At 42.5% G+C, this 13465-nt stretch carries 10 protein-coding genes and 1 pseudogene; 7 read left to right on the forward strand and 4 right to left on the reverse strand.

Features of this window, described 5'->3' with window-relative positions; all coding sequences use genetic code 11:
• Positions 1-3 precede the first annotated feature (3 nt).
• The 5 genes from AAEY57_RS02970 to AAEY57_RS02990 all read left to right on the forward strand — a co-directional run bounded on the left by AAEY57_RS02970 (position 4) and on the right by AAEY57_RS02990 (position 7727).
• Positions 4-1413 (forward strand): protein adenylyltransferase SelO, encoded by a 1410-nt coding sequence (locus AAEY57_RS02970; RefSeq protein WP_350606250.1) that lies wholly within the window; start codon positions 4-6, stop codon positions 1411-1413.
• Positions 1414-1733: 320 nt separating this feature from the next.
• Positions 1734-2798, forward strand: a complete 1065-nt coding sequence (locus AAEY57_RS02975; RefSeq protein ID WP_013463815.1) for an OmpA family protein — start codon at positions 1734-1736, stop codon at positions 2796-2798.
• Between the two features lie 255 nt (positions 2799-3053).
• Positions 3054-5651, forward strand: a complete 2598-nt coding sequence (gene acnB / locus AAEY57_RS02980; RefSeq protein WP_350606252.1) for a bifunctional aconitate hydratase 2/2-methylisocitrate dehydratase — start codon at positions 3054-3056, stop codon at positions 5649-5651.
• Between the two features lie 200 nt (positions 5652-5851).
• On the forward strand, positions 5852-6484 hold the full coding sequence (locus AAEY57_RS02985; protein WP_013463817.1) for a 2OG-Fe dioxygenase family protein: 633 nt from the start codon (positions 5852-5854) through the stop codon (positions 6482-6484).
• 10 nt (positions 6485-6494) lie between these two features.
• Positions 6495-7727, forward strand: a complete 1233-nt coding sequence (locus tag AAEY57_RS02990) for a cysteine desulfurase-like protein (RefSeq protein ID WP_350606256.1) — start codon at positions 6495-6497, stop codon at positions 7725-7727.
• 137 nt (positions 7728-7864) lie between these two features.
• Here the strand turns inward: AAEY57_RS02990 and AAEY57_RS02995 are convergent, their stop codons facing one another.
• Positions 7865-8569, reverse strand: coding sequence for a 2OG-Fe(II) oxygenase (locus AAEY57_RS02995; RefSeq protein WP_350606259.1), 705 nt, complete (start codon positions 8567-8569; stop codon positions 7865-7867).
• Positions 8570-8600: 31 nt separating this feature from the next.
• Between AAEY57_RS02995 and AAEY57_RS03000 the strand changes: the two genes are divergently transcribed.
• On the forward strand, positions 8601-8999 hold the full coding sequence (locus AAEY57_RS03000) for an acyl-CoA thioesterase (RefSeq protein WP_350606262.1): 399 nt from the start codon (positions 8601-8603) through the stop codon (positions 8997-8999).
• Between the two features lie 7 nt (positions 9000-9006).
• On the opposite strand, the gene glpD is transcribed toward AAEY57_RS03000, so the two are convergent.
• From glpD to AAEY57_RS03015, 3 genes and pseudogenes are all read right to left on the reverse strand, one after another.
• Complete coding sequence (glpD, locus tag AAEY57_RS03005) at positions 9007-10509, reverse strand: glycerol-3-phosphate dehydrogenase (protein WP_350606265.1); 1503 nt, start codon at positions 10507-10509, stop codon at positions 9007-9009.
• A gap of 5 nt (positions 10510-10514) precedes the next feature.
• Positions 10515-12019, reverse strand: a pseudogene (gene glpK, locus AAEY57_RS03010) (glycerol kinase GlpK).
• A 168-nt stretch (positions 12020-12187) separates the two neighbouring features.
• Complete coding sequence (locus AAEY57_RS03015; protein ID WP_013463823.1) at positions 12188-12430, reverse strand: HP1242/YdcH family protein; 243 nt, start codon at positions 12428-12430, stop codon at positions 12188-12190.
• Positions 12431-12661: 231 nt separating this feature from the next.
• On the opposite strand from AAEY57_RS03015, the gene AAEY57_RS03020 reads away from it, so the two are divergent.
• Positions 12662-13243 (forward strand): anthranilate synthase component II, encoded by a 582-nt coding sequence (locus tag AAEY57_RS03020; protein WP_013463824.1) that lies wholly within the window; start codon positions 12662-12664, stop codon positions 13241-13243.
• Positions 13244-13465 lie beyond the last annotated feature (222 nt).

Genomic DNA, 13465 nt, shown 5'->3' on the forward strand with positions numbered 1-13465 from the left:
ATCATGAAATTAGTGCCAAGGTATACCAATATTGGTGACGGCTTTGCTATTAGCGATCATCCGGCTAAAGTGGCAGCGCCACAGTTATTGTTATGGAATGAGCCCCTAGCTAAGCAATTTAATATACAGGTGAGTGCCGATTCACGAGCAAATATATTTAGCGGTAATGAACCCCAAGCGGTTTCTGCGGTGGCATTAGGGTATTCGGGTCATCAGTTTGGTCACTTTTCACCGCGACTAGGGGATGGTAGGGCGCATTTGCTCGGTGCGATTAGCGATGATAAAAATCAGCTTTGGGATTTGCAATTAAAAGGCGCTGGTGCTACGCCATTTTCGCGCGGAGGCGATGGCCGCTGTGCATTAGGTCCAGCTATTCGTGAGTACGTAATGAGCGAAGCTATGCACGCGCTTGGCATTCCAACAACGCGTTGTTTAGCCGTGGTTGGCAGTGGCGAAACCGTTTATCGCAACCCACCTCAACCAGGTGCTATTGTAACCCGACTCGCCAGCAGTCATATTCGGGTGGGCTCGTTTCAATATTTAGCCACTCAAGGTGACGTTACTAGCCTAAAAAACTTAGCCGACTTAGCCATTCAAAGACACTATCCCGAGATTAACAGCACTGGCGCTCAGCGTTATTTAGATTTTTTAGCTGCAGTGATCGCCAACCAAGTCAAATTAGTCGTAAGTTGGATGAGGGTGGGGTTTATTCATGGTGTTATGAACACCGATAACACCTTAATTAGTGGTGAAACCATAGATTACGGCCCATGTGCCATGATGAACCAGTTTGATTTTGATACCGTGTTTAGCTCTATTGATAAACAAGGGCGTTATGCGTTTGGTAATCAGCCAAACATGGCAAGTTGGAACTGTGCCCGCTTAGCAGAGAGTCTAATAGCGCTGATCAGTGACGATGACGAGCAAGCGGTGGCAATGATGACGCCTTTAATTGAGGGCTTTTCAACGCAATTTAACCAACAATTTAGCGCTATGTGGGCGCAAAAGTTAGGGTTAACAGTCGCGGATGATAAAGATAATGAGTTGGTGGGAGAGTTACTAGGGCTATTAAAAGAACACCAGCTTGATTATACCAATACTTTTAATGCACTCACTGAGTCGTTAAATGGGCAAGCTGAAATACCATCAGCACTTACCTCTTGGGCACAGCAATGGCAAACACGAACTAATGAGCACAGCTATCAAGTGATGCGACAAGCCAATCCGAGCGTGATTCCGCGTAATCATATTATTGAAGATATTATTACGCAGTATACTACGCATGGGGATAGTGAGCTACTCAGTCGTTTTAGCAAAGTGATGGCGAGCCCTTACACAAGCCATGTGCAGGTCACAGAGTTTCAAACGCCGCCCGAAGATGATAAGAATTATCGTACTTTTTGTGGTACTTAAGTATGGTTTTTTGCATTTTAAAATGAATATAAAAGGTCATTTTTTACCCCAGCGATATTCATTCATAGAGCAAACTATGAACGGGTGATACCATAACTCCATAAAAGCCAGTGATCGTGTGGGGTTTAAAGCGATTGTTTGCTTTTTGAGCTAGCCTGTGTTCATCGACATTTTTTATGAGCTAGTTTTATTATCCTAGATATTGAAAAAATATATTTGCGTTAAGTATTGATTAACAAAGACTCAGTTACTGTATAGGTAAGTTAGAAGAGCTAGCAATGCTTAGCTACATTTTTAGTTGTTAAAATGGGAAGAAAACAATGAAATTAAAATCACTTACAATGGCTATTGCGTTAGCTGCAACTAGCGCATCTACTTTCGCAGCCGAGCAAGAAGGCTTTTACATCGGTGCATTTGGCGATTATTACGATGCTTCGTGGAAAAACATGCGTGAGCAAGCTGGCCTTGACGTTAATGAGTCAACAGGCTGGGGTGCTGAATTAGGCTACCGCTTTAATGATTACTGGAGTGCGCGTTTAGAGTACGCAGACCTAGACTTTAATGCTCACGACAAAGTATTGAACAACCGCAACGATATTGACGGCGAACGTTACGGTATCGATGCGCTTTACCACTTTGGCGGCGGCCCTTTTTACGGTTTATTCGGTCTGAAAGACATTGATGTTGTTGATGACAACACGTTTGTAAATGCAGGTGTAGGTTACCGACACTTTGTTACAGACAACTTCTTTGTAAATGCTGAAACCAGTGTTTACCAAGGTTTAGACAAAGGCTACACAGATGTTGGCGCTAAATTAGGTATAAACTACTTCTTTGGTCAAAAATCGGCGCCAGTAGCACCGGTTGAGCCTGCACCACAGCCAGAGCCAGAAATTGTTCCTGTGCCGGTAGCACTTGCTGATACAGATAAAGACAGCATTCCTGATGTAGATGATAAATGTGCCAATACGCCTATGACAGATGCTGTTGGTAGCGATGGTTGTACACTTTATGAAGATACTGAAGTAACAGTAAGCTTGTTAGTAACATTCCCTAACAATGACTCGTCAGTTTCACAGCAGTACTTAAATGATATTGATGAAGTAGCGACTTTCTTAAAAGAGTACCCAGATACAACAGTGCTTCTTGAAGGTCATACGTCTGCAGTAGGTAAAGCGTCTTACAATAAATGGTTATCTAAAAAACGTGCTGATGCAGTAGCTAAAAAGCTAATTGCTGATGGTATTGCAGAAGATCGCATTACAACGGCAGGTTTAGGTGAAGAACGCCTTAAAAATGAAGCGAATACGGCAAAAGCGCATGCTGAAAACCGCCGCGTTGAAGCACACGTAAAATCTATTAAACGTGTAAAAGTATTACGTTAATAGTCTCATTATTGAGTAAAAACCCAGCTTAGGCTGGGTTTTTTTATGGCTGCTTAATAGGTATTCATGGGAGTTGGTTTTGCTTTGTTCACTATTCATATTATTAATAATCGGTATAACTAGTTGCCTAACTGGATGGATTTTAATCTATGCACAAAAGCTTTATAATCGGCAGATAGAATACTATAAGTATTGGGTTATGGTGTGTTTAGTAAACACCACCGAATACTTTAACGTCACCAAGAGGGCAATACTGTGCTACAAGAATATCGTAAACACGTAGAAGAACGTGCCGCGTTAGGTATCGTACCAGCGCCATTAGATGCTCAGCAGACGGCTGATCTTATTGAGCTAATTAAAACGCCACCGGCAGGTGAAGAAGAGTTCATCCTAGAACTACTGATCAACCGCGTACCACCAGGTGTTGATGATGCAGCCTACATTAAAGCAGGCTTTTTAGCGGCTGTTGCTAAAGGTGAAGCTGTTTCTCCGTTGATTTCTAAAGAAAAAGCAGCTGAGTTACTAGGTACTATGCTCGGTGGCTACAATATTGCGCCAATGGTTGAACTACTTGATGACGAAGCGTTAGCGCCAATTGTAGTAAAAGGCCTTTCGAACACATTATTAATGTTTGATGCGTTCTACGATGTAGAAGAAAAAGCAAAAGCAGGTAATGCATACGCCAAGCAAATTATAGAGTCTTGGGCTGCTGCAGAATGGTTTATCAATAAGCCAGCCGTTGCTGAAAAAATCTCTGTTACGGTATTTAAAGTCACGGGTGAGACAAACACTGATGACTTATCGCCAGCCCCAGATGCATGGTCACGTCCTGATATTCCACTTCACGCACTAGCGATGCTTAAAACAGAACGTGATGGCATTAACCCTGATAAAAACGGTGAAGTAGGTCCAGTTACCCAGCTCGAAGAATTAAAAACTAAAGGCTTACCACTTGCTTACGTAGGTGATGTTGTTGGTACAGGCTCTTCGCGTAAATCTGCAACTAACTCTGTGCTTTGGTTTATGGGTGCTGATATCCCATTTGTACCAAATAAGCGCGTAGGTGGTGTCTGTTTAGGTAATAAGATTGCGCCTATTTTCTTTAATACAATGGAAGACTCGGGTGCATTACCAATCGAATTAAATGTTGATGAATTCAACATGGGTGACCAAATCGACATTTACCCTTATGAAGGGGTTGTTAAACGTCACGGTACTGATGACGTGATCTCTACGTTCACACTTAAATCAGACGTCATTCTTGATGAGGTTCGTGCTGGTGGTCGTATTCCACTGATCATTGGTCGCGGTCTTACAGACAAAGCACGTACATCACTGGGTTTAGGTGCAACTGACGTATTTAAAGTACCAGCAGTTACTGAAGTGTCAGATAAAGGCTTTACGCTTGCGCAAAAAATGGTGGGTAAAGCATGTAATGTTGCCGGTATTCGCCCAGGCCAATACTGTGAACCAAAAATGACTACGGTTGGCTCGCAAGATACCACGGGTCCTATGACACGTGATGAGCTTAAAGACTTAGCCTGTTTAGGCTTCTCTGCAGATTTAACCATGCAGTCTTTCTGTCATACATCGGCTTACCCTAAACCAATTGACGTAAATACGCATCATACACTTCCTGATTTCATCATGAACCGTGGCGGTGTATCGCTTCGTCCTGGTGATGGTGTAATTCACTCATGGTTGAACCGTATGTTATTACCAGACACCGTAGGTACCGGTGGTGATTCACATACTCGTTTCCCATTAGGTATTTCATTCCCAGCGGGTTCAGGTGCGGTCGCATTTGCAGCAGCAACAGGTGTTATGCCACTTGATATGCCTGAATCGATTTTGGTTCGTTTTAAAGGTGAAATGCAGCCTGGTATCACGTTGCGTGACCTCGTTCATGCCATCCCTTATTTTGGTATCAAAGAAGGCCTATTAACGGTTGAGAAGAAAGGTAAAATCAACGAATTCTCTGGTCGCATACTAGAAATTGAAGGGGTTGAGCACTTAACTGTTGAGCAAGCATTTGAACTATCAGATGCATCAGCAGAGCGCTCAGCTGCTGGCTGTACTGTTAAGCTTTCTAAAGAGTCGATCAGCGAATACCTTGAGTCTAACATTGTTATGCTTAAGTGGATGATTTCTGAAGGCTACGGTGATGTACGTACAATCGAACGTCGTATTACAGCAATGCAAGAATGGCTAGCTAACCCAGAACTAATGGAAGCGGATAAAGATGCTGAGTACAAGCATGTGCTTGAAATCGACTTAGCTGACATTAAAGAGCCGGTACTGTGTGCGCCAAATGATCCAGATGATGCGCGTTTACTGTCTGATGTAACAGGCGAGAAAATCGATGAAGTATTTATCGGTTCTTGTATGACTAACATTGGTCACTTCCGTGCCGCAGGTAAATTACTCGATGGCTTTAAAGGGCGTATCCCAACACAGCTTTGGGTTGCTCCACCAACGAAAATGGACAAAGACCAGCTTACGGACGAAGGTTACTACGGTATCTTTGGTCGTGTTGGAGCACGTATTGAAACGCCTGGGTGTTCACTGTGTATGGGTAACCAAGCACGTGTTGCAGATAAAGCAACGGTTGTGTCTACCTCAACACGTAATTTCCCTAACCGTTTAGGTACAGGCGCAAATGTGTTCTTAGCTTCAGCAGAGCTGGCAGCAGTAGCGGCAATTTTAGGTAAATTACCTACTCCGGCTGAGTACCAAGAATATGCAGCGAAAATCAATGCAACGGCAGCAGATACCTACCGTTACTTGAACTTCCACCGTATGCCTCAATACACTAAAAAAGCAGACAACGTAATTATTCAGCAAGCTGTATAATTAATAGAGTGTGTTCAAAAACCCGCTTCGGCGGGTTTTTTATTGTCCAAATAAAATATTAGATAGATAATGCTTAATTCGTTACATGATTGTATTAACTTTCGTTAAATGTCGTCATTGATATGGTTAATAAAGCAAAAAATCCTCTCTATATGCATTAAAATCCTCGACAATATTATCATTATTATAAGCAGGATTTTATGACCGCATTAAACAACCAGAATTTACTGCAACTTCGTTTTATTAACCAAGCCAATATTGATTTGGTTAAGCCTTCTTTTGATAACTTACCTGCAAATCCTTATGCAGATGGTGCGTTTCGTAAACGCCGTTATTCAGTGGTTAAATTACAAAATGGTGAGCTTAATCTTCAAGCGACCAAAGCGTTTGTGCAAGACGATTCAATTAATACCTTTCAAGGTAATGTTGAGCGTACTTACGAAAACTTAGAGCAAAGCTTGCTTGAGTCTGAGGGTATGAAAAGCATTGTCAGCGAATTTGCAGCGATCACCGGCATTGATGCAGAGCGTGATATTGAAATTCACCAATTTAGAATGCTTGCCATTGATAGCGATACGCCAGCAGCTCCAGAAGGTGTGCATCAAGACGGGTTTGACCATGTATGCGTATGTGGTGTTTCTCATGAAAATTTAGAAGGTGGTGAGCTATTGGTTTATGAAAACCAACAAGCTGAACCGTGTTTTAAAATGGAAATAAAAGACGGCATGTTTGCACTAATTAATGACCGTCAGGTATGGCATAACGCCACGCCAATGAACAAAATTGATGCTAACAAACCAGGTTACCTGGATTGCTTTGTACTAACTGCTTAAGAGAAATAAAATGAATTTAATGCAATTGCGCGCGCAATTTCCTGCTTTAATGCAAACTGTTGATGGCAAGTCACCGGTGTTTTTAGATGGGCCAGGTGGCTCACAAGTACCCCAGCAGGTACTCAGTGCCATGACCGCTTATTTAGGGCATTACAATTCAAACTTGGGCGGTGCGTTTTTCTCAAGTGACAAAACGGTTGAGCTGATGGCGAATGCGCGTCAAGCGGCGGCTGATTTGTTAAATGCGTCCAGTGCACAAAATATTGTGTTTGGCCCTAATATGACTAGCCTAACATTTAGCTTTAGCCGAGCAATTTCACGCAATTGGCAAGCAGGTGATGAAATTATAGTGACCAATGCTGATCATTTTTCAAATGTATCGTCTTGGCAGCAAGCCGCTGAAGATAAGGGCGTTGTGGTTAATACTGCACTGGTTAATGAAGCCGACTGCAGTTTAGATATGGCGCATTTTGAAAGCCTATTAAACAGTAATACTAAATTAGTTGCCGTTACGTATGCCTCAAACACCACGGGATCTATTAACGACATTAAACGTATTATAGAGCTTGCTCATAATGTGGGTGCGTTGGTGTATGTTGATGCGGTGCATTATGCGCCACATGAACTGATTGATGTACAAGCGTTAGATTGCGACTTTTTAGCTTGTTCTGCATATAAGTTTTTTGGCCCGCACTTAGGCATGGTTTATGGTAAAACTGAGCACTTAGAAGGGTTTACACCTTATAAAGTAGAGCCAGCAAAAGATGTTGCACCAGGTCGCTGGGAAACCGGCACACAAAGTTTTGAAGCACTAGCGGGCTTTATTGCGGCGGTTGATTACATTGCGGCAATTAGCGAGCTTAATGACAGTCACTCACGCCGAGAAAAACTACGTGTTGCGTTTGAAAAAACGAAACAACACGAGATGGCGCTTAGTGAATACTTTTTAACTCGCCTGGTTAATTACCCGCGTATTAAATTGTTTGGTATTGATGACTTAGCACGCTTAAGTGAGCGTACCCCTACGTTCGCACTGACCTTTGAAGGGTTAGAGCCTCGCCAAGTGTCTGAATTTTTGGGTAAACAACATGTATGTGTATGGGATGGTAATTTTTACGCCCAAGGTTTATGCAAACAACTGGGTGTGCTTGATAAGGGCGGCGTAGTACGCATTGGTTGTATGCACTACAACACCATTGAAGAGATGGACACTTTGTTTGACTTGTTTGATGAGCTGATTTGAAGCTGTCAGCTATAAGCCGTCAGCTTTCAGTTTAATGCAAATACTTGACAGTAGTCAGCAGTTAGTTAATTTCTGACCGCTGACCGCTGACCGCTGACCGCTGACCGCTGACCGCTGACCGCTGACCGCTGACCGCTTTAGCTTTGTGGCGTTCCATAAATTTGCTCTGCTCGATTAAACAAAACCCATGAGGTTAAAATATACTTATCGTTTGATACTGGTTGATTGCCTCTATGTGTATGGGTAAAGTAGCCTGGGGCAACCACCATACTGCCTTTTTTAGGGGCTATTTTACGATTTTGATAATAAAACTCGGTTTCTCCGCCTTCCTCAACATCATTTAAATAAAACATAAATAACAACACCCGATGCAGTGCTTCATTATGCTGTAGCTGCGGATACACCTCACTGTGCCAATACGGGTAGCCCCCTTTATTGACCTCATATTTTTGTGCTTGAATATTACCGAGCCTAAAAATTTGTTGCACCAATAAAGGAAGTTGTGGTTTACCTACTTCGTCATAATTGGCATGAGTCAAATCTACCGGCTGGCCTGTTTTTGGGTGATATACCTTTAAACCAAATGCCCCAATCATCATAAAAATATGTTCTTCGATGTATTTAAAAACATACTGTGCAGTGGTTTGTTGAATATGTTTTAATTGTTCTGCGTATTCAGGATGATTGTTTAAGTATAAGTCGTGGCTATCTTTTTTATTAAGATCAACACCGCCCGATGTCATCCCTTGTTTAATATGCGGGCTTTGAGAAAAGGTAGTGATAAAGTTATCGCAAAATTCATTACTGAGCGCGTTGTCATACACGCGGATAAAGTCCGTCATGAGTTACCTGTTTAATTATTATTGGATTATTATGTTTACTGAAAAAGTGATGCCGCGTTTTAGCGAAACGGATGCACTCGGACACATCAACAATACCGTACTCCCCGTATGGTTTGAAGCGGCCCGAGTACCTATTTTTAAATTTTTTACGCCAGATCTAAATCCACACAACTGGAAGTTAATCATTGCTAAAGTTGAAGTGTCGTTTGTTGGCGAACTATTTTATGCCCATGAGGTGACAATTAACACCTGCATAGAGCAGATTGGTAATAGTTCATTTGTGATCCGCCAAGAAGCATGGCAACAAGATAAATGCTGCGCCATTGGTAAAACGGTGATGGTACGTTATGACTTTGCCAGCAAAACAAAGCAACCACTTTCGACTGATGAAAAAGCCGAATTAACACAGCACCTTGTAGCAGTTAGTTAATTGCAGCTTAACTATGGCAAGCAGGATGTTTAGTTAAATATTGCCCCAAGGCAATGACTTGTTTTTCTGAAAAGCGCAGCCCAAGCTTTGTTCGTCGCCAAAGTATATCTGCGCTGGTTCTTGCCCATTCATGGTTTACTAAGTAATCAACTTCTTGCGCATACAGACCATGACCAAAGTGATAACCTAAATCGCCGATTGCTTGGCTGTTCCCCAGTAATTGATAACTAAGCGTGCCATAGCTGCGAACCATACGTTTTAAGGTGTCGATTGCCAGCCAAGGGTAGCTACTTTCTAACTGAGCGATAAGGTATGTTTGGTTACTAAAGTCGCCGCCTGGTAAAGGGGCATCTTTCGTCCACGAGCCACTCATCTTTGGGTAAAAAGGCACTAATTTATTGACGGCATTTTCTGCAAGCTTTCGATAGGTAGTAATTTTACCACCAAACACACTTAATAAAGCGGCATGATCGGTGTCGTTGTTTAATATCAGCTTGTAATCGCGGGTGACGGCTTGAGCATCTGTTGATTTGTCATCTAATAGTGGCCGCACCCCACTAAAGCTGTGCACAATATCGGCCGCGCTTATTGCGTTGTTAAAGTAATGGTTAGTGATACTGATGAGGTACTGTATTTCTTGCTCACTAATTTTTACATCAGCAATATCGCCGGTGTACTCTTCATCAGTGGTGCCAATCAGTGAGTAATCTTGCTCATAAGGAATGACAAATACAATGCGGTTATCCTCGTTTTGTAAAATATAGGCAGCTGGCCCATTGTGGAGTCGGGGCACTACAATATGACTGCCTTTCACAAGGCGAATAGTGTGCGGTGTGGGCTGGGTAAATACATCTTCAAATAATGACGCGACCCATGGGCCTGCGGCATTTACAACACTTTTTGCCTTTATATTTAGGTGCTGCTTGCTGGCTTGTTGCTCTAAAATCACATCCCAATAATCTTCGTTACGCGTTGCTTTAATGCAGCGGGTGCGTGTTGCAATGGTGGTGCCTAAATTATGAGCCGCTTGGGCGTTTAAAATCACTAAACGCGCGTCATCAACCCACCCATCAGCGTATTCAAAGCCATGGGTTATACTGTTGTTAAGTATACTATTGGTGTCAAATTCAATCGTTTTTGAGGCAGGTAAGGTGTCACGTTTTGCTAGGTGATCGTAAATAAATAACCCCACACGAATCATCCAAGAAGGACGTAAGTGTGCTTGGTGCGGTAGCCTAAAAGAAAGCGGCCACATAATATGCGGCGCTTTTTTTAATAGCACTTCACGTTCACGTAATGCCTCTCTTACCAATCTAAATTGATAATTCTCTAAATAGCGCAGCCCGCCATGAATAAGCTTACTGCTATTAGAGGAAGTGGCTGAGGCTAAATCGTTTTGCTCACACAAAAATACTTTTAAACCGCGACCACTGGCATCGGCAGCAATGCCAGCGCCGTTAATACCGCCGCCAATAATGAGTAAGTCATATTCGTTGTCGTTTGCGCTCATAGATTTTACTCACTCTCGCCGTCAGTGCTATTAGAAAGTCTAACTTGTGCAATGCAATGTAGCCACTTTGCGTATAAATCGTTGCGCTCTTCACTGCTCATGGTTGGTTCAAAGCGACGATCGCTTTTCCACATGCTGGCAAGCTGCGCAGTTGATTCATACACCCCAGTTTGCAAACCGGCTAAGTAAGCAACCCCTAACGAAGTGGTTTCGGTTAGAGTGGGGCGCTCAACGCTTGCGCCTAAAATATTGGCTAAAAACGCCATTGCCCAATTATTGTTTGCCATGCCGCCATCAACTCTTAGAATACTAGGGCGGAGTCCGTCACCTTCCATAGCTTTTTGTAAATCTTTGGTTTGATAACCCACCGACTGCAAGGCAGCTGCAACAATAGTGCTAATGCCGAGTCTCGGGTTAGGCCCAAAATTGCGCCTCGGGCATTTGCATCCCAATAGGGCGCACCTAAGCCTGTAAACGAGGGAACCAAGAATACCCCATGATCCAAGGGAACATCTTTGACGAGGGCTTCACTTTCACCTGCGTTTTCTAATAACTTTAGGCCTTCTACTATCCACTGCATGGTGGCACCAGCCATAAAAATACTGCCTTCAATCGCATAGGTGGGTTTGCCGTTGAGCCGATACGCAAGAGTGGTTAATAAACGATTATTTGATTTTAGTGCTTTATCACCAGTGTTAAGCATTAAAAAGCAGCCCGTTCCGTAAGTACTTTTTGCCATTCCTTCTTCAAAACAAGCTTGACCAATTAAGGCGGCTTGTTGATCGCCTGCTATACCGCAAATTGGAATTTCACCACCAAATAGTTCGCTTGCAGTCACCCCAAAGTCAGCCGCTGAGTCCATTACCTCAGGTAGCATCGACGCTGGAATATCAAATAAGGCGAGTAACTCTTCATCCCAGCATTGCTGATGAATGTTAAACAGTAATGTACGAGAGGCATTGGTAGCATCGGTTTTGTGAGCTTTACCGTTAGTGAGTTGCCATAGCAAGTAGGTATCTATCGTACCAAATGCTAGTTCACCTGCGTGTGCTTGCTCTTTAGCGCCTTTGACGTTATCTAAAATCCAACGAATTTTGGTTGCAGAAAAGTAAGGATCGAGCACTAAACCGGTTTTATCATTCACCATTTGTGTATGCCCTGCATGACGTAAACTATCGCAATATTTACTGGTGCGTCGGTCTTGCCACACAATCGCATTGTAGATAGGTTGCCCGGTTTTTTTATTCCACACTAAGGTGGTTTCTCGTTGGTTAGCAATGCCAATGGCAATAATGTCGGCGGCAGTGACTTGTTGCTGCGATAATACGTTTTTAACGCTGCTTAATACGGTTTGCCAAATATCTACAGGGTCATGTTCAACCCAACCATTTTTCACAAAGTGTTGAGGGAAGGTTTGTTGAGCCGTGTCAAAAACCTCGGCATCTTTAGTGTATAAAATAGCTCGAGAGCTTGTCGTTCCTTGGTCAATCGAGAGTATGTATTTAGACATAAAAAATAGTGTTGTTTAATTTAGATAAAGACAGCTTGTCTTTAAGCTAAACGAATAGCAATGCTTTTGCACCATAATGGTTAAAATTATAGATGAGCGAAAGGTAGGAGAGGGAGGTGAAAACTCAATTCTGGCGCCTACAATTTAATAGGCGCCAAATAACAACAATTAATTAGCATCCGTTAATTGTTGATGTAGCCAATCTTTTAATACCATTCGGTCGTGTTTTAACTGCTGCATGGCTTCGTCATCGATAGGTGAGTCTTGTAGCTCAAGCACTCGAATTTCTTTATCGATTTCATTATATTGCTTTGCTTTGGTTGCAAAGTTTTCATCGTTTGCATTAAGTTTTGCAATAGTTTGCGTGTAATCAGGAAAATCTTTCGTTAATGAATGGTCTTCGCCTAACATAAGTTACTCCTTAAATGGCTGTTGCATAATGCACGTCACGTTATATAAAAATGATCAGTGACTTGGGGTGTCCCCATACAACAGAGCTTGGGCTGATCTAAAATAAATCAACCGTTATTGGTTGTTAGTGTGTCTATTTATGTTTGCTGGGCTGCAAAACACTGACACCTGCAAAGGCTTCAGTTAGAATATGCCTGCGACAGGCCCTAATTACTTTGAGTACTTTATTACATGCTTTTAATGATCGATAACTACGACTCGTTCACCTATAACTTGGTACAGTATTTTCAGCGCTTAGATCAAGACGTGTTGGTAAAACGTAACGACCAAATAACGCTGAGTGAGATCAAACAGTTAAACCCAGATCATATTGTGATTTCTCCAGGGCCTAAAAACCCGACTGAAGCGGGAGTGTCGTTATCTGTGGTAGAGCAGTTTAAAGGAGTTTATCCTATATTAGGTATTTGTTTGGGGCACCAAACCATTGCTCAAGTGCTAGGTGGTAAAGTAGTGCGAGCTAAACAGGTTATGCATGGAAAAACATCGCCTATTTATCATCAGCACCAAGGCATGTTTAAGGGCCTACCTAATCCACTTACGGTGTGCCGCTACCATTCATTAATTGTTGAAGCGCATTCATTGCCAAAGGAGTTAGAAGTAACAGCATGGACTCAAAGCATCGCTGGGCAGCGTGATGAAATTATGGGATTATTACATAACGAGCTCGCACTTGAAGGTGTGCAATTTCACCCTGAAGCGATTTTGACCGAGCAGGGCTTAGCTTTACTTGATAACTTTTTAACGCGCTTCTAGGCTTATACCTGCAAGCTATTTACTTTTTGCCCTAAGATAGAGCTTATGACCGACATATTGCAGCAACAGCGTATTGTTAATGTGCTAAACCAACGAGCGCATGATTTGCTACTGGGTCATAGTTTTGCCAATCAGCAAATTGGTTGGCTGTGATCCATTTCTGTGTTGATAGAATAAAATTTCAATATTAATCAACAATTAAAAGAATTCGTCAAAAACGTC

This window comes from Pseudoalteromonas sp. MER144-MNA-CIBAN-0113, from assembly GCF_040308965.1.
GTDB classification, from domain to species: domain Bacteria; phylum Pseudomonadota; class Gammaproteobacteria; order Enterobacterales; family Alteromonadaceae; genus Pseudoalteromonas; species Pseudoalteromonas tetraodonis.